17 protein-coding genes are annotated in these 19,582 nt (G+C 65.8%); 10 read left to right on the top strand and 7 right to left on the bottom strand.

Features of this window, described 5'->3' with window-relative positions; all coding sequences use genetic code 11:
* Positions 1-140: 140 nt before the first annotated feature.
* The gene (locus AC3ARF_RS05910; RefSeq protein WP_498931149.1) at positions 141-893 is read left to right on the top strand and encodes a DNA-formamidopyrimidine glycosylase family protein; all 753 of its coding nucleotides are present in this window, start codon (positions 141-143) and stop codon (positions 891-893) included.
* On the top strand, positions 890-1,777 hold the full coding sequence (gene yghX / locus AC3ARF_RS05905) for a YghX family hydrolase (RefSeq protein WP_498931147.1): 888 nt from the start codon (positions 890-892) through the stop codon (positions 1,775-1,777). The genes AC3ARF_RS05910 and yghX overlap by 4 nt, the downstream gene beginning before the upstream one ends.
* A 42-nt stretch (positions 1,778-1,819) precedes the next feature.
* Here the strand turns inward: yghX and AC3ARF_RS05900 are convergent, their stop codons facing one another.
* Both AC3ARF_RS05900 and AC3ARF_RS05895 read right to left on the bottom strand, forming a co-directional pair.
* Positions 1,820-3,406, bottom strand: coding sequence for an FG-GAP repeat domain-containing protein (locus AC3ARF_RS05900; protein WP_498931145.1), 1,587 nt, complete (start codon positions 3,404-3,406; stop codon positions 1,820-1,822).
* A 223-nt stretch (positions 3,407-3,629) separates the two neighbouring features.
* A complete protein-coding gene (locus tag AC3ARF_RS05895) occupies positions 3,630-5,021 on the bottom strand; it encodes a S8 family peptidase (protein WP_498931143.1) in 1,392 nt (463 codons plus the stop codon).
* A gap of 518 nt (positions 5,022-5,539) precedes the next feature.
* Between AC3ARF_RS05895 and AC3ARF_RS05890 the strand changes: the two genes are divergently transcribed.
* Entirely contained in the window at positions 5,540-6,019 is a 480-nt protein-coding gene (locus tag AC3ARF_RS05890) for a VOC family protein (protein ID WP_498931142.1), read from the top strand.
* Between the two features lie 17 nt (positions 6,020-6,036).
* Here the strand turns inward: AC3ARF_RS05890 and AC3ARF_RS05885 are convergent, their stop codons facing one another.
* Positions 6,037-6,465, bottom strand: a complete 429-nt coding sequence (locus tag AC3ARF_RS05885; protein WP_498931140.1) for a VOC family protein — start codon at positions 6,463-6,465, stop codon at positions 6,037-6,039.
* A gap of 254 nt (positions 6,466-6,719) precedes the next feature.
* Between AC3ARF_RS05885 and AC3ARF_RS05880 the strand changes: the two genes are divergently transcribed.
* Genes AC3ARF_RS05880 through AC3ARF_RS05870 form a run of 3 tightly spaced genes read left to right on the top strand, consistent with a single transcriptional unit; the run spans position 6,720 to position 9,463 of the window.
* Positions 6,720-7,868, top strand: a complete 1,149-nt coding sequence (locus AC3ARF_RS05880; RefSeq protein ID WP_498931138.1) for an SPFH domain-containing protein — start codon at positions 6,720-6,722, stop codon at positions 7,866-7,868.
* Between the two features lie 21 nt (positions 7,869-7,889).
* The gene (locus tag AC3ARF_RS05875; protein WP_498931136.1) at positions 7,890-9,200 is read left to right on the top strand and encodes a TFIIB-type zinc ribbon-containing protein; all 1,311 of its coding nucleotides are present in this window, start codon (positions 7,890-7,892) and stop codon (positions 9,198-9,200) included.
* On the top strand, positions 9,197-9,463 hold the full coding sequence (locus AC3ARF_RS05870; RefSeq protein WP_498931135.1) for a hypothetical protein: 267 nt from the start codon (positions 9,197-9,199) through the stop codon (positions 9,461-9,463). Before AC3ARF_RS05875 ends, AC3ARF_RS05870 begins: the two co-directional genes overlap by 4 nt.
* 184 nt (positions 9,464-9,647) lie before the next feature.
* On the opposite strand, the gene AC3ARF_RS05865 is transcribed toward AC3ARF_RS05870, so the two are convergent.
* The 4 genes from AC3ARF_RS05865 to AC3ARF_RS05850 all read right to left on the bottom strand — a co-directional run bounded on the left by AC3ARF_RS05865 (position 9,648) and on the right by AC3ARF_RS05850 (position 13,896).
* Positions 9,648-10,118: a hypothetical protein gene (locus tag AC3ARF_RS05865; RefSeq protein ID WP_498931133.1), complete on the bottom strand. Its 471-nt coding sequence runs from the start codon at positions 10,116-10,118 to the stop codon at positions 9,648-9,650.
* Positions 10,119-10,352: 234 nt separating this feature from the next.
* Positions 10,353-10,910: a DUF3228 family protein gene (locus AC3ARF_RS05860; protein WP_498931131.1), complete on the bottom strand. Its 558-nt coding sequence runs from the start codon at positions 10,908-10,910 to the stop codon at positions 10,353-10,355.
* Between the two features lie 740 nt (positions 10,911-11,650).
* Positions 11,651-12,748, bottom strand: coding sequence for a tetratricopeptide repeat protein (locus AC3ARF_RS05855; RefSeq protein WP_498931129.1), 1,098 nt, complete (start codon positions 12,746-12,748; stop codon positions 11,651-11,653).
* Positions 12,749-12,873: 125 nt separating this feature from the next.
* Positions 12,874-13,896 carry a LysR family transcriptional regulator gene (locus tag AC3ARF_RS05850; protein WP_498931127.1) on the bottom strand — a complete coding sequence of 341 codons (1,023 nt, stop codon included), beginning with the start codon at positions 13,894-13,896 and terminating at the stop codon, positions 12,874-12,876.
* Between the two features lie 126 nt (positions 13,897-14,022).
* On the opposite strand from AC3ARF_RS05850, the gene AC3ARF_RS05845 reads away from it, so the two are divergent.
* The 4 genes from AC3ARF_RS05845 (at position 14,023) to AC3ARF_RS05830 (ending at position 19,581) form a co-directional block, all read left to right on the top strand.
* Positions 14,023-14,268, top strand: coding sequence for a hypothetical protein (locus AC3ARF_RS05845; RefSeq protein WP_498931125.1), 246 nt, complete (start codon positions 14,023-14,025; stop codon positions 14,266-14,268).
* The gene (locus tag AC3ARF_RS05840; RefSeq protein ID WP_498931123.1) at positions 14,265-15,104 is read left to right on the top strand and encodes an SDR family oxidoreductase; all 840 of its coding nucleotides are present in this window, start codon (positions 14,265-14,267) and stop codon (positions 15,102-15,104) included. Before AC3ARF_RS05845 ends, AC3ARF_RS05840 begins: the two co-directional genes overlap by 4 nt.
* Before the next feature lies 1 nt (position 15,105).
* A complete protein-coding gene (locus AC3ARF_RS05835) occupies positions 15,106-16,290 on the top strand; it encodes an efflux RND transporter periplasmic adaptor subunit (protein ID WP_498931777.1) in 1,185 nt (394 codons plus the stop codon).
* A 126-nt stretch (positions 16,291-16,416) separates the two neighbouring features.
* Complete coding sequence (locus tag AC3ARF_RS05830) at positions 16,417-19,581, top strand: efflux RND transporter permease subunit (protein WP_498931121.1); 3,165 nt, start codon at positions 16,417-16,419, stop codon at positions 19,579-19,581.
* The last annotated feature ends 1 nt before the right edge of the window (position 19,582 follow it).

The raw sequence follows: 19,582 nt of genomic DNA, 5'->3' as shown, positions 1-19,582 counted from the left end.
CCGAGAAGAAGGACAAGAAGGCAACCAAGGCCTTTGCGCCGGTCTGAAGCCGGCCGGAGCACCTCGCTCCGGGTGTGGGCCTTGCGGCTGCCTTCGTGCCATTGACGCCTGACTCATGGCACGGCGGCCATACTCCGCCCATGCCGGAAGGCCCCTCCATCGTCATCCTGCGCGAAGCCGCGGCCACGTTCGCGGGGCGCAAGGTGCTGCGCGTGTCCGGCAACAGCACCCAGGACATCGGCCGCATGCTCAATCGCAAGGTCGTGGCCGTGCGCAGCTGGGGCAAACACTTCCTGCTGGAGTTCAACGGCTTCAGCCTGCGGATCCACTTCATGCTGTTCGGCAGCTACCGCATCAACGAGGACAAGGGGACACCCCCGCGCCTGTCGCTGGGTTTCAGCAAGGGGGAAGTCTTGAACTTCTATGCCTGCTCGGTACGGTTCATCGAGGGCGATCTCGACGACCAGTACGACTGGAGCGCCGACGTCATGAACGACGCGTGGGACCCGGCCGCCGCGCGCCGCAAGTTGAAGGCGCGGCCTGCGACCCTGGTCGCGGATGCCCTGCTCGACCAGAACGTGTTCGCAGGCGTCGGCAACATCATCAAGAACGAGGTGCTCCACCGCATCCGCGTGCACCCTGAGAGCACCACGGGAGGCCTGCCGCCGCGCAAGCTAGGCGAGCTGGTGGCGCAGGCCCGCGATTACAGCTTCGATTTCTACAGATGGAAGAAGGCCTTCGTGCTGCGCAAGAACTACCAGGTACACACGAAGAAGACCTGCCCCCGCGACGGAACCCCCTTGAACTATCGCAAGCACCTCGGCGAGGCGCAGCGCCGCGCCTTCTGGTGCGACACCTGCCAGCGGTTGTACCAGCGAGGACCCCCGCCATGAGCCGCCTGACCGCCAAGGACTTCTCCCCCGAGTTGCTGGAGCTGTACGACGGCTACGTGCACGGCCGCATCAGCCGGCGCCAGTTCCTGGAGCGCGCCGGGCAGCTCGCCCTGGGTGGCATGACCGCCGTGGGAGTCCTGGCCGCGCTCAGCCCCAACTATGCGCTGGCCGAACAGGTGAAGTTCACCGACCCGGACATCGTGGCCGAGTACCTCCACTACCCCTCGCCCCAGGGCCACGGCCAGGTTCGCGGCTACCTGGTGCGACCAGCCAAGGCCGAGGGCAAAGTGCCCGCGGTGGTGGTCGTGCACGAGAACCGCGGCCTCAACCCATACATCGAAGACGTGGCGCGGCGCCTGGCCAAGGCCGGCTACCTCGCGCTGGCGCCCGATGGGCTGAGCTCGGTCGGTGGTTACCCGGGCAACGACGACAGGGGCCGCGAACTGCAGCGGCAGGTGGACCCGGAAAAACTGATGAACGACTTCTTCGCCGCCATCGAGTTCCTGCTCAAGCACGAACGCAGCACCGGCAAGGTCGGCATCACCGGCTTCTGCTACGGCGGAGGCGTGTGCAATGCCGCATCGGTGGCGTACCCGGAACTGGCGGCTGCGGTGCCCTTCTACGGCCGCCAGGCCAAGCCGGAGGACGTGGACCGCATCCGCGCGCCGCTGCTGTTCCAGTTTGCCGAGAAGGACGACAACGTCAACGCCACCTGGCCGGCGTACGAGACTGCACTTAAGAAGGCCGGCAAGACCTACGAGGCGCACTTCTACCCGGGCACCGGCCACGGCTTCCACAACGACTCCACGCCGCGTTATGACGAGGCCGCGGCCAACCTTGCGTGGGAGCGGACCTTGGCGTGGTTTGGGCGGTATCTGGTCTGAGGACGGATTCGATGCGGGGTCGGCACGGCAGCTCCGCCACGATCACCTCTCCCGGGGCGCAATCCTGACCAATGGGGATGGGCGTACGGGCGCCCAGGAGGGCCCGCCGCTTGGCGATGCGATGGGCATCGCCGGAGCTGAAAATAACGGAGCCTCCTGCACCTCCTCCGTACGGCAAATCGCCAGTGGGGGAAGGATGGGATTGCAATTGGTGCCCCGTAGCAGGCGTACTCCCCAGTAGGAAATGGCAACGGCGGCATCTTTGCAGCCATCCCCATCGAGATCCCCGATGGACACGCCGGTTTGGGAAATGCCAGGCGCCTGGCCGGTCAGGAAGTAGCGGAGCTGCGGTCCCGACAACTGACCGTTTGATTGCAGGTGGTAGGTAAGGCGGTCCCATCCATCGTGTCCCACCGCCAAGTCCTGGGTGCCATTGCCGTCAAGGTCGGCGACCGCCAGCGACGTGCCTATTGGCTCGGAGCTATAACTCACTGGCGTCCCCCCGAACCCACCCGTCGGGGCCTGGTAACGGACCCACAGACGCATGTCCATGCTGCCGGGACTGGCTGCCAGGTCATCGCGGCCGTCTCCATTGAAGTCGCCGATCGCGATGTAGTCCATCGACGAGTAGTTGAACCCACTCTGCATGGTGGCGTCCAGGTCGAAACCCGGAGCTAGCTTGCTGCCATCGTTGAGGTACACGCGAACCAGATCTTTACAGAGCTGTTTCCAGTAGTCGCACTGGCGAACGCGTACGGCGACGTCCTGGCGCCCGTCGTTGTTGAGGTCTCCCGATGCCAGGGACACCGGCTTTTCCATATCGCGAGGACTGACTCCGAATGTCTGGAAGGAATAGCTGCGTTCAAAACCCCCAAGTCCATCCCCGTACATGACCAGTAGCCGGCTGTGCGTATCCGTCGTAGGGCTGCTGGAACCGGCATGCGTCCGGGACAGGAAAAACACAAGGTCCAGGTGCTGATCGTCATCCACCTGCGTCACCAGCGGCGGCACGATCTGGGCGATCTCGATGGGCTGATAGATGGGGCGCGCTACCACGCGAAATCCCTCCACCCGGTCTGACAACAGAACCGTATAGTCCGTTTGGCCGGTAACGAGCACATCCTGGACGCCGTCTTCATTGAAGTCGCCCATGGCGGTGCCGTGCGCGGTGCCTATCGTAAGGGGGTACCTTTTCGGCAGAGCCAACGTGTGATCCGGCGTCTGCGCGTAGACGAGGATTTCGGAAATCGCATCCGTCGAAACCACGTGTGCGAGCACCACCAGATCGTCCCGGGAATCCCCAGTGACGTCGCCGATTTCCGTCGAGCCGAACGTGCCTGCTTGAGGCTCGCTGACGCCAAACCACGGTACGTGGATATACCCATATGGGTCGAGGGAATACGGCGTACTGCCCGTGGCCAGGAGGGCTGCCGGCGGCGTGGCCATCGACGGCGCGGGGCTGGGCGCCGCGGGTTCACGGAATTCCTCACGCGGGTGCTCGACGCTCCGTTGGAGGGTCGCGACTCCTTCGTCCGTTTCCCCGTCCTTGACCGGCAGGAGGCGAGCGCCAAAAAACATCACAGTCGCAACCATGGAGGCCCAGAACCACCACCGCGTCGAGGAAATCATCCTTACTCCTGACTCACTGTCCCTGGACGGAACCGGCTGGATTATGCCATCCCTTCCCGTTCACCAAATGCACTCGGCCGAACCGTCGGGACGGCCCCGGCCCACCTGGCGTGGGAGCCGACCTTGGCATGGTTTTAGCGATATCTGGCCTGAGGCCGCCCACCGCAAACAAAAACCCCGGCCGAAGCCGGGGTTCCTGTCGTACTCGACTAGCTGTTTCGGATCAGTACGCTGCAGCCGCCGACACGGCAGCCGCCGCATCGATGATGCCGTTGCCGATCGCCTTGTCGTTGGCGCCCGGGAAGGCGCGCAACGTGCTCTTCAGGATCGATTCCACCTGCGCCGGCGTCAGGGGCGTGGGGCGCACGGCCTGCATCAGTGCGACCGTACCGGCCACGTGCGGCGCCGCCATCGAGGTACCGGCCATGCACATGTAGTTCTCGGTCGACGGGCTCTTCGTGCCGGAGTTGCCGGTCGACACGATCAGCGTGGTGCAGTCCGGGCTGTCGCCGCCCGGAGCGGCCACGTCGATCGTGCTGCCGTAGTTGGAGTAGCTGGCGCGGGTGCCGGTGTTCTTGGTCGCGGCGACGTTGATCACGTTGCCGCAGCTGGCCGGGGTGAAGCCGGACGCATCGGCGTTGTCGTTGCCGGCGGCCACCACCACGGTGGTGCCACGGGCCACGGCGGCGTTGATGGCGTTCTGGTAGGTGGTGGAACACGTACCGCTGCCGCCCAGCGACATGTTGATGACCTCAGCCGGGTTGGCGTTGGCCGGCACGCCGGCCACGGTGCCACCCGACGACCAGGTGATGCCGTCGACGATGTCAGAGGTGTAGCCGCCGCCACGACCCAGCACGCGGACCGGGACCACCTTCGCGCCGTAGGCCACGCCAATCACACCGAGGTTGTTGTTGCCCACCGCGGCGACCGTGCCGGCCACGTGGGTGCCGTGCCAGCTGGAGTTCTTGCCACGGCCGTAGTCGCCCGGGTCGTGCGCATCCGCATCGCGGCCGTTGCCATCACCGGCGACAGTGCTGCTGCTGATGAAGTCATAGCCCTGCAGGATGTTGCCGAGGAGGTCGCTGTGGTCGGTGTAACCGGTGTCAAGCACCGCGACGACCACGCCGTTGCCGTTGGTGGTGTTCCAGGCCTGGTCGGCGCGGATGCCGGGAGTGCCGCTCTGCAGGCCCCACAGGTAAGTGCCGTAGTGGGTGTCGTTCGGGGTCATCAGCGCCTTCATGAGGCGGTCGACCTCGACGTACTCGACGTTCGGGTCGGCGGCGATCTGGCGCATCAGGCTTTCGGCTTCCACGCGATCCAGGCCGCGGTTGGTCTGGACGACTTCGCCGCCAACCGACAGCGAACGCACGCGACCGACCGACAGGGCGTTGGCATGGCCCTTGGCGGCGTTGGCCAGGTTGGACTGCTGCGCAGCGGCAGTGGTGCCGGCGCGGTACTTGACGATGAAGCGATCAAAGCTGGTCTGGTCAGCCGAGTTCAGGCCGGCGGTATCGACGCGCCCGGCGGCTGCGGCGGAACCGGCAAATCCGGCGGTCAGCGCCACGGCCATGGCAGTGGCCAGCGCGCGCTGGTGCAACTTGTGCGACTTCGACATCTGAATCTTTCCCCGAAATGATTGAAATAGCGATTGGCGATGCGTCGGCACCCCTGCCGACACCCGGCGCGCATCCTGTCGCCCAGCTGTAACGGGCGCCCTTCCTGCCGGGATGTGACCGGCGCAGAACCGGTCCGGTTCAACCGTAGCGACAAATCCGGATTGCAACAATGCGTGCGTGCGGCTGTGCGTCGTTTGAGTCCCTCCGCGTTGAAGCTGCGGGGCGTTTTGCAGCCAGAATCCGCTGTTCAGCCGGCGAGAGGCACGGAGTAGTGGATCGCTCTGAACGGGGATGGGAACTGTGGACAGCGTCACACATACTGCTGCGTAGCGGCAGAAGACGGGCCGGAACCAGGCGGGAACATGACGTGTCCGACGCCCACGCGAAGGGCACAGAGGGGCTCCGGTACTCGTCGCCGACCTCCCCGGCCCGTTCCGCGGGAGCGGCGTTGGAAGCTGTCGATTCCGGGCCCCCTCATCCGTCGCATGGATGGATTTACCTACACGGGAGACCCGATATGACCAGCAAGAACACCCTCTGCCTCTGGTACGACGGCACCGCCCTGGAGGCGGCCGAGTTCTACGCGCGCACCTTCCCGGACAGCACCGTGGGGGCCGTGCACCGCGCCCCCGGCGACTACCCTGCCGGCAAGGAGGGCGATGCGTTGATGGTGGAGTTCACCGTCATGGGGCTCCCCTGTATCGGCCTGAATGGCGGCCCGGGCGTGCAGCACAACGAAGCGTTCTCGTTCCAGGTGGTGACCGAGGACCAGGCCGAAACGGACCGCCTGTGGAACGCCATCGTCAGCAACGGCGGCCAGGAAAGCGAGTGCAGCTGGTGCAAGGACAAGTGGGGCGTGTCATGGCAGATTGCGCCACGCGTGCTGATGGAAGCGGTTACCGGCCCCGACCGCGCCGCGGCCAAGCGGGTCTTCAACGCGATGATGCAGATGCGGAAAATTGATATCGCCGCCATTGAAGCGGCACGGCGCGGCTGAGACGGGTGACGCTACGCTCAGAACGTGACCCTGACCGACGCCGCGCTCCGCTTCGCCGCACCGTGGTACACGGCCTCGATGTTGTTGCCGTCGGGGTCGAGCGCAAAGGCCGCGTAGTAGCCGGGGTGGTAAGGGCGCTCGCCGGGGGCGCCGTTGTCCCTGCCGCCGTGCGCGAGCGCGACCTTGTGGAAGGCATCGACCATCGCGCGGTCGGCAGCCTGGAACGCCAGGTGCGAGGGGCCCGTCAGCCGGCCCTGCGCAGCCTCACCGTCCGCGGTGGATACGAAGAGTTCGTCGGCCCAGAAGAAGCCCTCGCCCTCGCCGCCCATCGGCACCCGCAACACCTCGAACACCGCGGCGTAGAAGGCGCGGCTGGCCTTGAGGTCGCGAACGACCAGTTGGATGTGGTCGATGAGGCGGCCGCGGTGGAGTTCGTTGGTTTCCATGGGAGCGGGCGATGGCTGCGGGCGAGGCCACACCTGTTAGCACCCGCAACGTTCACGACGGATCAAGGCGATGGGTTCGTTCGCAGAAGCACGTCGTTTAGTTACTCCGCAAACGCGGATACGAAATCCACGGTACCAGACGCGCCCGCAGCGTGGGCCACGCACCAGCACGATCGTGGCCATGCCTTCCGGGAAAGTGTAGTTTGTCGCGCATGGCGGGCACACTGCCCGGCCACGAATCAGGGAGAGATGTCATGGGTCTTGTGCAGGCGGTGGTGGGTTCGGTCGGCGGCATGTTCGGCGACCAGTGGAAGGACTTCTACACGGTCCCGGACGGTCTCCCGCCAACCGCGGCACTGTTCGCCGCAGTGCCCCGAGGCACCAATGCCGGACGCGGCTCGAATACAAGCGCCTCCTCCAACATCATCACCAACGGGTCGAAGATCGTCGTCCCCGAGGGTTACGGTCTGCTGCTGTTCCAGGACGGCAAGATCACCGGCTTCGCCGCGGAGCCGGGCGGTTACGAATGGCGCTCGGACGATCTCAACTCCAAGTCGATTTTCGCGGGGGATGGCCTCGTCGACCCGCTCATCAAGCAGAGCTGGGAGCGTTTCAAGTTCGGTGGCCAGCCAGGTTCCCAGCAGGCGGCCTTCTTCGTTTCGCTGAAGGAACTGCCCGACAATCGCTTCGGAACGCAGTCCGAAATCTACTGGGACGACGGTTTCCTCAACACCCAGGTTGGCGCCGTCACGCGCGGCTCCTACACGTTGAAGATCGTCGACCCGATCCTGTTCGTGAAGAACTTCGTGCCCGCTTCGCACCTGCAGCCGGGCATGGTCTTCGACTTCACCGACATCGACAACGCCGCCGCCAGCCAGCTGTTCAACGAGGTGGTCGCGTCGCTCGCGCCGGCCTTCAGCCTGTACACCAACGATCCCGGCAAGGGCAATCGCATCACCAAGCTGCAGCAGGACTCGGTCGGGTTCGCCAAGAGCCTGTCCGATGCAGTGGAGAACGCCTATCAGTGGAGGTCGGAGCGCGGCCTGGCCATCGTCAAGACCGCCATCGTCTCCATCGAATACGACCCCAACACCCGGGAACTGCTCAAGACCGTGCAGCGGGCCGACGCGCTGACCGGTTCGCGCGGCAACGCCAACCTGCAGGCCAGCGTGGCCCAAGGCATCCAGTCCGCGGGGGAGAATGGCGGCGCGGCGGGTCTGGTGGGCGTGGGCATGGCGACGGGGATGATGGGCGTCGGCAGCCTGCAGCAGCCCGTGGCACCGCCCGCACCGGCCGCCGACGACCCGGTCGCCAAGTTGAAGAAGGCCAAGGAGATGCTCGAACTCGGCCTGATCACCCAAGCCGATTACGACGCGCTCAAGGCCAAGGCGTTGGGCCTGTAAACCGCGCGTCGTCCTACCACCATGCCCAACCCTAGCAACCCGCCCCCCGTGCCACCCTTCACCGGCCCGGGGTCGCCGCGGGACGTGCCGCCGCAGCCCGGCAGCACGCCCATCGACCCTGCCACCCTGCCGCCGCCGATCCGCGATGAGTTGCTGGCGCCGGATCCGGTGGCCATCGACACGTCCGCCGAAGAACTGAAGGACGGCCTCAACCGCTGCCCGAAATGTGGCGCCACCGACATTCGCCACAAACCCGGCAGCGACCTGCTGGTGTGCCTGTACTGCCGCAACGAATGGCATGGCCAGCGCGTGGAGGAGGAATTCGGCCTCGGCACCGGCATCGACGAGCTGACCGGCACGGTCATTGCGTCCGGCGCGCGCAACATCGAGGTCGATGCCGCCAGCCTGATGACCTTCCATTGCACCGGCTGCGGCGCCGAAGTCACGATCAACACCGAAAACGCGATGACCGCGCGCTGCCACTGGTGCCGCCACGTGTTCGGCGTCAACGAGCAGGTGGCAAACGGCGCCGTCCCCGACGCGGTGTTGCCGTTCCGCATCAGGAAGGAGGACGCGGTCGCGCGCATCCGCCAGTTCGTGGACAAGCGCCGGCTGTTCGCCCTGAAGGAATTCAAGGAACAATTCACGCCCGAGAACGTCATCGGTGTCTACCTGCCGTACATGATCGTCGACGGCAAGGCGAGTGCCGACGTCGAGGGCGTAGGCGAGATCGAGACGCGCCGATACACCCAGGGCACCGGGGACAAGAAGAAAACCTACTACGACGCCGACGTGTACCGGGTGGTCCGGCACGTGGACTTCACCGTGGACGACCTTCCGCTGGAATCGTCCGGCGAGCGCGACAACCTGGACACCGGTGTCAATACCAACAACATCATCAACACCATCCTGCCGTTCGATACCAAGAACGCCGTGAAGTGGAACGCGTCCTACCTGGTCGGCTTCAGCTCGGAAAAGCGCGACCGCGATGTGGAGCACCTGCACCCGCGGCTGGAAGACCAGCTGCTGTCCATTGCCCGCTGCCAGGTCGCGCCCTCGGTGCGCCGCTTTGACCGCGGTGTGCGCTGGGAGCGCGAAGGGCTGGACGTGCACGGCACCCGCTGGGTGTCCATGTACCTGCCGGTGTGGCTGTACTCGTACCACCAGCCCGGCCGCAACGGCGGCATGCTGCACTACATCGCGGTGAACGGCCGCACCGGCGAGACCATGGGCAGCGTCCCCGTGCAGCAGTGGAAACTGCTGACGGTCGCGATCACCGTCGGCACCTTCCTTGAAGGCATCGCACTCTGGATCCTGGGGTACTCGTCATGAGCGAAGACGGCGGGCTGTTTCTACTGCTGCTGGGCCCCGCCGGCGGTGCCGGGCTTTACTGGCTGCTGTACCGGTATTACCGGAACACTGACAAATCGCACGCCTTCGAACGCGAGACCCAGGTTGATGCCAAGCCCGTGACCGGTGCGGAGCAGGACACGAAGGTGGATGAGGTGAAGGGGACGCGGGCGACGAGTGTCCCGGGCAACAACGTGCATGCGTACCGTGCGCGGGTGCAGCGGATGCAGGATGGGCCTTCCTGAGCCGGAGGCGCGCCCCCGGGGCGGTCACGCCGAATCGGAGCCGGATCTGCCCCACCACGCCTTGATCCGCCCCGTCCGCCCCTTGCACCGGGGGGGGGGCCACACGCCCCCGCCCTGCCCCGCGTAGGCTCAGAACGTCCAGCCAAAGGCCAATTGCACCGGAATCGCCAGGCGGCTGCCGGTGTCATTGATGGACCCCAGGCCCAGGCCGCCGATGCTGCTGTCGTCGTCCTTTCAGGTCGCCGTGGTACTCGGCGCTGACCTGCAACCCCAGGTTGGCGGACTCGCCCAACCGCCATTCCACGCCGGCGTCCACGCCCGCGCTCGCCACCCAACCGCTTTCATAGAACGCGACGTTGTTGAGCGCGATGGCCGCATCGGGAATGGTAAACGTGGCGCGGATCTCGTCGATGCGCGTCGCGCCCACCCGGCCACCCACGTAGGGCCGCACCCCCCCGCTGCCAAAGGCATGCCGATAGCCGCCTTCCAGGGCCATTGCCTTGTAGTCACCAAAGCGGCCGTACACGGGCAACGTAGTGTTCAATGCCGGCACAAACGCCCCACCCACCTGCCCCTGTCCACCGTCGGCAGTGGTCCTGCGCAGGGTGCCGAACCACTGGCCGTTGCCGTTTTCCCACGCCAGGCGCAAGCCCATGGTGTTGGCGTCGTCGCAGATCTCGTCGTAGTCGCGGGACTGGATGCGCAGTTCCGCCGGCCAGGGTCGGGTTCAGCGGGCCCAGGTCAGCGACCGGCGCCACGGCGCCGTCGTGCACTTCGCCGGATACCGAGGCCTCGCGTCCGCCAAACACGCTGAATACGGGACCTTCGGCCAGCGCCACCATGGGCGACACCAAGACGGCGCCCGCCATCATCCGGATGCAGGGCTGGCCTACCCCCGCCAATTGGCGTGGGTCCGCCAAAACTCCACGCTGCGCGCATAAGCGCGCCGGTCCAGCGGCACGCCTGAACCGCCCTCCGCCACGCCGAGTGCGTTGCGCATCATGGTGACCGGTGCCATGGGCGTCTCTTCCGGCTCTGCTGTGTACATGCAGCCGACAACCCCCCAGTCGGCTTCGATCACCGTGCCCTCCTTGGCCAGCTGCTCGCGGCTGTAGAGGATGACGATGAGGTAGGCCGCCACCGGCGGCTCCAGGCCCTCGAACCAGCGCACCAGCACCGGCAGTTCGTCCTTGGTGCGCGCTTCGTAGTCCGAGCGCAGCAAGTGCCGGTTGGCCTCGGTGATGGAAACCGCCAGGCAGCGCGTGGACGTCCAGTTGCGGTGCACGTGCAACTTGCAGAACGGCGCGTAGCCATCCAGCACCTTCAGCGGCGGCACCTCGTTGAGGTGGCGTTCGAACTCCTCGGGGGTGATGTCCTGGATGGTGTTGCGGCGCGGCTCGCGGGGGAACAGGCGGGGGCGGGCAAAGTCGGTGAGGAGGATGCTCATGGGCGTAGCTTAAATCCGGGTCCCATGGACTGCTCGCTCTTTTGGATGCGTGTCTCGAGAATTTCAATCCGCCAGCGGAATCCCTTCTGGCGGAATCGCGCAAACGGTCGGCGAGCGCAGCGACCCCACGCTTCCAAGTGGGGCCGTACTCCCGGCAGAGCGAACGGTTCGCTGGAACAAGCGCAAGAAGCGCTGCGGCCTGACGCGCCAAAGGTTCGACCGGTCGGATGCAATCGAAGCTTGCTCCACGCAACTCGTCGGGCAGCGCAGTCCGATCTTCCGTAAGTGCCGATAAAAGCACATGAGAAGCAGCAATCAGCGTGAGGGTTTGGCCGTCCCCCATGTCCTCGTACTCCCGTCCGACGCCCGCCATGATCAGCTGGGTAATTTCCTCGTCGGGTGCTTCAAGCAAACCAATCAGGTATCGGGCTTCCTCAGGAGTACGGATCTCAAAGTTCATGCCCAGTGAACGACGAGTCTCAAAGGACTCGAAATCCTCGAGAGCGGCCGTCACGTGTGCACGCCATGACTCTTGCGGCAAGAGCGCGAGATCACTTGCCCAGTCCAGTGCATCGTTGTTTCCGAAAGGCTTGTGCGACCAAGCGCCCATGATTCGTCCCCTTCCCCGAGAATATACGTCGTGTCGGGCACCTCCGGCTTGGCGCCCTACGCTATGTGGTGCTGCCGTGAGCCATCGCCTGGATACTCGGCTCGCGCGGTCTTCGGCGCAGAGCAGACGCTCAAGACTCGCTCGAGGGCACTTCCACGGCCTCGGCTTTCGAGGGCTGGTTGGTCGCACGATACATGGCGGCGAGCGCTCGTCGATTGGCCTGGGCATCGGACTTCCGGACCGGAATCGACTCAAAGATGCTGATTGCCTTGACGAAGTGCGCTTCCGCTTCGTCGTAGCGCTTCAGGGCTTCACACGTGACCGCGATGTTGCTGTGAGTCGTCGCAACAAATGGATGGTCTGGCCCCAGTGCCTCGATGCGGATCGCCAAGGCACGCGCATACGACTCAAGTGCTCTGTCATATCGCTTGCCCTGATCATAGATCACACCGAGCGTATTCAGGTGACCGGCGATCCTGGGATGATCTGGACCAAGCTCCCGCGTTTCGATCGCCAGCGCGCGCAGCGCGAAACCTTCGGCCTCTTCAACTCGGTCCAGCCTCCACATGAGATCTGCCATGTTGCCAAGCAATCCTGCGAGGTGGCTGTCTTCGACACCCTCCTGATCCAGGATCGACAGCGCGCGTCGATATAGGGGCTCAGCGCGGTCCGGTTCGTCCTGGCTATGGTGCGCCAGCGCCAATGCGGCGGTAGCGTCGGCGACCTCCCTTGAGTCGGTAGCATGAGCCGCTTCAACCGACTCCAGCGCCTGCTGGTAAAGGGGCAAGGCACGGTCGTAGCGCCCCTGCTCGCGATATGCCTCCGCGAGATTGTGATAGGCCGCGGATCGGTCTTTGGCGCTGGAAGCGGGTGAGGACACAATGCGGGGCAACGCCTCCTCGAAACTGAGTTGCGCTGCGCTGTATTGGCCAAGTGCCAGGTGCGCCGCGCCCGCAAGAGTCACCGTCTGGGCAATAGCCAAGCTGGCGTCGCCCTGCTCCTCTCGCGCGCGTTGTGTGGCGCGATCCGCGAACGCAATGCTTCCGGGGTAGTCCCCACGCGCGTAGGCACGGTTCGCCTGCACGTAGATCTCTTTCCAGGACTCCTTGGCCGCTGTGTACGACTGACATGCAACAGACAACGTGCAGGCGACAAGGATGACCAAATAGCCTTTCCGCGCGGAACTGATCGGGAATTCCCGCCTCAACCGCCGGTATGGATCTGTCATAGGAGCCCCTCCCCGAGGACATTAGCGCTGAGCTTAGTTCGCAGTCCCATGGTGTAACAAGCCTGTCTACCGCCTGCTACGGGTCCGGAGCGTTCACGATCAACGACCGAACGCTCAAGCAAGCGTCAGTGGCCTGCCGCGACTTCCAGGATGCGTCTCCCGACTTCCTCGTCGCTATCCTGGCTTGCGCCAGTTGCATCCACGCCGGAGCCGTCGCATTTCGAGTAAGGACAATGCGCTGACATGTAGTCGATGTCGAGGTTCAACCGCTCCAGCAGGAAATCGACAAATGCGCGTACCTTCGGCGAGCGCGCATGCCCGCGCGGGAACACCGCGTTCAGTTCGTACTCGCCGCCGGTCCAACCTGCGAGCACGCGCTTTACGAAACCCTGCTCCACGAACGGCTTGACCATCACGTCGGCGGCGATGATCACGCCCTCGCCGCACAGCAACGCGCCCTTCAGAGCGGCAGGATCGTTGGCCACCAGCACCGGGTGGATCGGGAAATTACGCCTGCCGCTGCCGTCGTCCAGCGACCATTGGAAGCCGTTGCCGTGGCGGTTCTTCTGCATGGCGAGGGTGCGGTGGTACTGCAACTCGTCGGGATGCAGCGGCTCACCGTAGCGCGCGATGTAGGCGCTGCCCGCATACACCTGCGTGTTGAGCGTGCCCAGCTTGCGCGCCACCAGGGAGGAATCGGGCAATGCGCCCAATCGCAGGGCGACGTCGATCTCGCTGCCGATCAGGTCCAGCGGCTCGTTCGACAGCAACATTTCCACGCGCACCTCGGGATGGCGCATGTGGAACTCGCCCAGCAGCGGCGCGATCTTGTCGATGCCGATCGAATACGGCGCAGTGAAGCGCAGCCAACCGCGCGGCCCGGCCTGCAACTGGCTGACCGCGCTCTCCGCTTCGTTGAGGTCGCGCGCGATCCGCTGGGAGTGTTCGAAATACACGTTGCCGGCTTCGGTCAGGCCGAGCCGGCGCGTGGTGCGGTTCAATAGTTGCGCGCCCAGCCGTGTTTCCAGTTCCTGCACCTTGCGGCTGACCGTGGTCTTGGGCAGGCGCAGGGACTTGGCCGCGCTGATGAAACTGCCGTGCTCCACCACCTTGACGAAGATCAGGGTGTCGTTGAGATCGTGGGACATGCGTGACTCCGGGGAGATATGAGCGATTGGCCCACCTGATGGACAATTATTCCCCTAATCCGGGACTAATCAAGTCCGGTTTACAGGCCTAAGGTAGGCGCCGTTGCCACTGCCGGGTCCACCACCATGCGCTCCTCTCCCCGCCGCCTGCTGTCCTACGCCAGCTTCGTAGCACTGCTGGTCCTGGATGCGATTGCACTGGCCGCCATCCTTATCGTTCAAGTACTTGGCGCCCCCATGCCGATAGCCTGGGGCGTGGCCGCGATACTCGTCGCGATGGCCTCCCCGGCCCTGTTGCGCTGGGCAGACAAGATCTTCGCGAGGGGCGGCAACGGCGGCACCATCCCACCGACGGGAGAATCTTTCCTGTGAGCGGGATAATCGAAATCGGGACAATCGCGCCGACCCTGTTGGTGCTGGGCGCGGGCGGAAACGTCGGCAGCGGGGTGGTACAGGCAGCGATTGAAGGCGGTTGGTCGGTGTTGGCGGTCGATCAGGACACCGCCGCGCTCGAGGCATTGCAGCTGCGACACGAGGGCGCCACCTTGGCCACCCTCTCGGCAGCGATCACCAGCGATGCCGATGCCGCGCAGCTGGCTGCCCGGGTGCATGCACACGCTAGTGCCGGCATTGCCGCCGTTGTCGCAAGCATTGGCGGTCGTCATGACTGCGCGCGCCTGCTGGACCAACCGGCAGACATGCTCCGCGACACGCTGGACCAGGACCTGATGCCACAGTTGTTCGCGGCGCGCCACCTCCTGCCGCTGCTCCCACGCGATGGCACCAGCAGCTACGTGCTGATCGGTGGACCCGGCGGTGATTATCCCTGGGCGGGCTACGGCCATTGCTCGATAGCCGCCGCGGCACTGCGCATGATGGTGCGAGTCCTGCATGACGAAGCCGCCGGCCAGGGTGTCCGCGTGCAATTGCTGGCGCTCGATGCGCCCGTGCATACCGAGTCGAACACCGCGCAGGCAGGCAGCGCCTGGCCAAAGGCGTTCGCCGTGGGCCAACGCGCGCTGGCAATGCTGGATGTGGGCCGCACACATACCCCGCCAGTCATCGACTTCCGCACTGACCACCCGAAGGCCGACCTTACCCCCGACGACCCGCCCGTCCGCGACCTGCGTGATGCGCGCGCCCTGCTCGCCTCGATCCGCTCCCTTCCCCCTCTCCTTCCCGGACGCCTTCCCCATGAAACCCCTTGAAATGAATGCGCTGCAGCGCCGGCGCCACGGCATCGCAACACCCCTGCTCGGCATCCTGGCCGCAGCGGTACTCGCGGCCTGCGGCAGCGAGGCCGCCCCGTCGGCGGCGATGCCCGCCCCGCAAGTGAGCGTCGCCACGGTGCTGTCCGAACCCGTGCAGCGCTGGGACGAATTCACCGGCCGGGTATCCGCGGTGGATTCGGTCGAACTGCGCCCGCGCGTGAGCGGCTACGTGCAGCGCGTGGCATTCGTCGAAGGCCAGGACGTGCGCAAGGGCGAGCTGCTGTATGTGATCGATCCGCGCCCCTACCGCGCTGCCCTTGACCAGGCCCAGGCACAACTGGAACGCGCCCGCAGCGAGGCCAGCCTGGCCGCCGCGCAGAACGCGCGCGCCCGGACCCTGATCGAAGCCAGGGCCATCTCGCGCGAGGACTTCGAAGCCCGCACGGCCGCCAGCCGGCAAGGCAATGCCGCGGTGCGCGCCGCCGAAGCCGCGGTCGCCGCGGCCCGGCTCGACCTGCAGTTCACCGAAGTGCGTTCGCCCATCGACGGCCGCGCCGGGCGCGTGCTGGTCACCACCGGCAACCTCGCGCAGGCGGACGCCACCCTGCTGACCACCGTGGTTTCGCAGGATCCGGTGTACGTGGATTTCGAAGCCGACGAACGCGCCTGGTTGCGATATGGCCAGCAGGCCGGCGTTGGCGCGCAAGCCATCGCGCACAATCCGGTGCAGGTCGGGCTGGTCAGCGAAGACGGCTATCCGCACGCGGGCACGGTGGCCTCGGTCGACAACCAGGTGGACCCGGGCACCGGCACGATCCGTGCGCGCGCACGCGTCCCCAATCGTGACGGTGTCCTGATGCCGGGCCTGTTCGCGCGCGTGCGCCTGGCCGGGACCGGCACCGCGCAGGCGCTACTGGTGGACGACAAGGCGGTGCTCACCGACCAGGATCGCAAATACCTCTACGTGCTCGGCGCGGGCAATACCGCGCAGCGGCGCGACGTGACACTGGGCCCGGTGGTCAACGGCTTGCGTGTGGTCGATTCCGGCCTCAAGCCCGGCGACAAGGTGATCGTGAATGGCCTGCAGAAGGTGTTCATGCCCGGCATGCCGGTGGCACCCAAAGTGGTGGCGATGCGCGCTGCCACCCGTGCCGGAGCTGCGGCCGCCGTCGCGCAACGCTGATCTTTTCTCCTCCCCGCCGGTCGCGACCTGCCCTGCCCCTCCCCCAAACGGGCAGGTCGCGGACCGGATTTTGATTCGCCGCCCTATGCGCGGCACGCCCGCGGCTTGCCCGCAGGAAGGATGGCCATGAACTTCTCCAAATTCTTCATCGACCGACCGATCTTCGCCGCGGTGCTGTCGATCGTGATCTTCGCCGCGGGGCTGATCGCCGTCCCGTTGCTCCCGGTCGGTGAATACCCCGACGTCGTCCCGCCTTCGGTGGTGGTGCGCACCGTATATCCCGGCGCCAATCCCAAGGTGATCGCGGAAACCGTGGCCACGCCGCTGGAGGAAGCGATCAACGGCGTCGAAGGCATGATGTATTACAAGTCGGTCGCCGGTTCCGACGGCGTGCTGCAGACCACCGTCACCTTCCGCCCGGGCACCGATCCGGACGAGGCCACGGTCAAGGTGCAGAACCGCGTCTCCCAGGCGCTCGCACGCCTGCCCGAGGACGTACGCCGGCAAGGCGTCACCACCCAGAAGCAGTCGCCAGTGTTCCTGATGGTGGTGCACCTGACCTCGGAGGACGGCCGCTACGACTCGCTGTACCTGCGCAATTACATGCGCCTGCACGTCAAGGATTCGCTGGCGAAGATTCCGGGCGTCGGCGACGCGCAGTTGTTCGGCGGCGGCGACTACGCGATGCGGCTGTGGCTGGACCCGGACAAAATCGCCTCGCGCGGCCTGACCGCCGGCGACGTGCTGCGCGCGGTGCGCGAACAGAACGTGCAGGTCTCGGCCGGGCAGATCGGCGCGGAGCCGATGCCGGGCAAGAGCGACTTCCTGCTGCCCATCAATGCACGCGGCCGCCTGGAGACGGCCAAGGAGTTCGGCGACATCGTCCTCAAGAGCGGCGCCGACAGCGAAGTGGTACGACTGGCCGACGTAGCCCGCATCGAACTGGCTGCCGGCGACTACACGTTGCGTGCGCGCCTGGACGGCAAGAACGCGGCCGCGATCGGCATCTTCCAAGCGCCTGGCGCCAACGCCCTGCAGATCCGCGATGCGGTGGTGGCGAAGATGGACGAACTACGCCCGACCCTGCCGCCGGGCGTGGAAATCCAGTCGATCTACGACACCACGATCTTCGTGCGCGATTCGATCAAGTCGGTGGTGACCACGCTGCTGGAAGCCATCCTGCTGGTCGTGCTGGTGGTGATCCTGTTCCTGCAGACCTGGCGCGCCTCGATAATCCCGCTGCTGGCGGTGCCGGTGTCGGTAGTGGGCACCTTCGCGGTCCTGTACCTGCTGGGCTACTCGATCAACACCCTGACCCTGTTCGGACTGGTGCTGGCGATCGGCATCGTGGTCGACGACGCCATCGTGGTGGTGGAGAACGTCGAGCGCCACATCGAGCACGGCGCGACGCCGCTCCAGGCGGCGCACCTGGCGATGCGCGAAGTCTCCGGGCCGATCATCGCGATCGCACTAGTGTTGTGCGCGGTGTTCGTCCCAATGGCCTTCCTCAGCGGCGTCACCGGTCAGTTCTACAAGCAGTTCGCGGTGACCATCGCGATCTCCACGGTGATCTCGGCGATCAATTCGCTGACCCTGTCGCCGGCGCTGGCCGCCAAGCTGCTGAAGCCGCGCGATGCGGCGAAGGACGCACCCTCGCGCCTGATCGACCGCCTGTTCGGCTGGCTGTTCCGTCCGTTCAACCGCTTCTTTACGCGCAGTTCGCAGCGCTATGAAGGCGCGGTGGGCCGTGCACTGGGCCGCCGTGGCGCGGTGTTCGTGGTGTACGCCGTGCTGCTGGTCGGCGCGGCCCTGATGTTCAAGGCGGTGCCGGCCGGGTTCATCCCGGAACAGGACAAGCTGTACCTGATTGCCGGCGTGAAGATGCCGGAAGGCGCCTCCATCGAGCGCACCGATGCGGTGTTGAAGCAGATGGCTACGATCGCGAAGGGCGTCGAAGGCATCCAGCACGAGGTCGCCTTCCCCGGTCTGAACCCGCTGCAGTTCACAAATACCCCGAACAACGGCGTGGTGTTCTTCCCGCTCAAGCCGTTCAGCGAACGCTCGCGCAGCGCCGAGGAAATCACGGCCGAGCTCAACCAGAAGTTCGCCGGCATCCAGGAAGGCTTCACCTTCGCCTTCATGCCGCCGCCGATCCAGGGCTTGGGCAACGGTTCGGGCTGGTCGCTGTTCGTCGAGGACCGCACCCGCCTGGGCTACGGCGAATTGCAGAACGCGGTGCAGGCGTTCCAGGGCGCGGCGGCGCAGACGCCCGGCCTCGGCTACCCGATCACCAGCTACCAGGCCAACGTGCCGCAATTGGACGCAGTAGTGGACCGGACCAAAGCCAAGGCGCAGGGCGTGCCGCTGACCGAACTGTTCGACACCCTGCAGACCTACCTGGGGTCGGCCTACGTCAACGACTTCAACATGTTCGGCCGCACCTGGCAGGTGGTGGCGCAGGCCGACGCGCCGTTCCGCGACGACGTGTCCGACATCGCCAAGCTGCGCACGCGCAACGCCCATGGCGAGATGGTGCCGATCGGTTCGATGGTCGATATCCGCCAGACCTACGGGCCAGACCCCGTGATCCGCTTCAACGGCTATCCGGCCGCGGACCTGCTAGGCAATGCCGATCCGCGCGTCCTGTCGTCCGGCGAAGCGATGGCCAAGGTGACCGAACTGGCCGGTAAGGTGTTGCCGCCCGGCATGGGCATCGACTGGAGCGACCTGAGCTACCAGCAGGCAACCCAGGGCAATGCCGCGCTGGTGGTCTTCCCGCTCGCGGTGCTTCTCGCCTTCCTGGTGCTGGCCGCGCTCTACGAGAGCTGGACGCTGCCGCTGGCGGTGATCCTCATCGTGCCGATGACCTTGTTGTCCGCGCTGTTCGGGGTGTGGCTGACCGGTGGCGACAACAACGTGTTCGTGCAGGTCGGCCTGGTCGTGCTGATGGGCTTGGCTTGCAAGAACGCAATCCTGATCGTGGAGTTCGCGCGGGAACTGGAATTGCAGGGCAAGGGCGTGGTCGAGGCCGCGCTGGAGGCCTGCCGCCTGCGCCTGCGCCCGATCGTGATGACTTCGGTCGCGTTCATCGCCGGCACGGTGCCGCTGGTGCTGTCGCAAGGCGCAGGCGCCGAGGTCCGCTCGGTCACCGGCATCACCGTGTTCGCCGGCATGCTCGGCGTGACCCTGTTCGGCCTCTTCCTCACCCCGGTGTTCTACGTCGCCCTGCGCAAGCTCGCCGGGCGGCCGCTGGTCTCGCATGCGCCGCACGCGCCGCCGCTCGAAGCCTGAT

The sequence above is a fragment of the Lysobacter sp. KACC 24251 genome (assembly GCF_057747755.1).
The sequence above is the reverse complement of the archived record's forward strand: the minus strand, read 5'-3'. Positions and strand labels throughout refer to the sequence as shown.

Coding starts and splice junctions, on each gene's coding strand:
- AC3ARF_RS05910 (WP_498931149.1), top strand. CDS start 141: ATGCCGGAAGGCCCCTCCATCGTCATCCTGCGCGAAGCCGCGGCCACG.
- yghX (WP_498931147.1), top strand. CDS start 890: ATGAGCCGCCTGACCGCCAAGGACTTCTCCCCCGAGTTGCTGGAGCTG.
- AC3ARF_RS05900 (WP_498931145.1), bottom strand. CDS start 3,406: ATGATTTCCTCGACGCGGTGGTGGTTCTGGGCCTCCATGGTTGCGACT.
- AC3ARF_RS05895 (WP_498931143.1), bottom strand. CDS start 5,021: ATGTCGAAGTCGCACAAGTTGCACCAGCGCGCGCTGGCCACTGCCATG.
- AC3ARF_RS05890 (WP_498931142.1), top strand. CDS start 5,540: ATGACCAGCAAGAACACCCTCTGCCTCTGGTACGACGGCACCGCCCTG.
- AC3ARF_RS05885 (WP_498931140.1), bottom strand. CDS start 6,465: ATGGAAACCAACGAACTCCACCGCGGCCGCCTCATCGACCACATCCAA.
- AC3ARF_RS05880 (WP_498931138.1), top strand. CDS start 6,720: ATGGGTCTTGTGCAGGCGGTGGTGGGTTCGGTCGGCGGCATGTTCGGC.
- AC3ARF_RS05875 (WP_498931136.1), top strand. CDS start 7,890: ATGCCCAACCCTAGCAACCCGCCCCCCGTGCCACCCTTCACCGGCCCG.
- AC3ARF_RS05870 (WP_498931135.1), top strand. CDS start 9,197: ATGAGCGAAGACGGCGGGCTGTTTCTACTGCTGCTGGGCCCCGCCGGC.
- AC3ARF_RS05865 (WP_498931133.1), bottom strand. CDS start 10,118: ATGGGCTTGCGCCTGGCGTGGGAAAACGGCAACGGCCAGTGGTTCGGC.
- AC3ARF_RS05860 (WP_498931131.1), bottom strand. CDS start 10,910: ATGAGCATCCTCCTCACCGACTTTGCCCGCCCCCGCCTGTTCCCCCGC.
- AC3ARF_RS05855 (WP_498931129.1), bottom strand. CDS start 12,748: ATGACAGATCCATACCGGCGGTTGAGGCGGGAATTCCCGATCAGTTCC.
- AC3ARF_RS05850 (WP_498931127.1), bottom strand. CDS start 13,896: ATGTCCCACGATCTCAACGACACCCTGATCTTCGTCAAGGTGGTGGAG.
- AC3ARF_RS05845 (WP_498931125.1), top strand. CDS start 14,023: ATGCGCTCCTCTCCCCGCCGCCTGCTGTCCTACGCCAGCTTCGTAGCA.
- AC3ARF_RS05835 (WP_498931777.1), top strand. CDS start 15,106: ATGAATGCGCTGCAGCGCCGGCGCCACGGCATCGCAACACCCCTGCTC.
- AC3ARF_RS05830 (WP_498931121.1), top strand. CDS start 16,417: ATGAACTTCTCCAAATTCTTCATCGACCGACCGATCTTCGCCGCGGTG.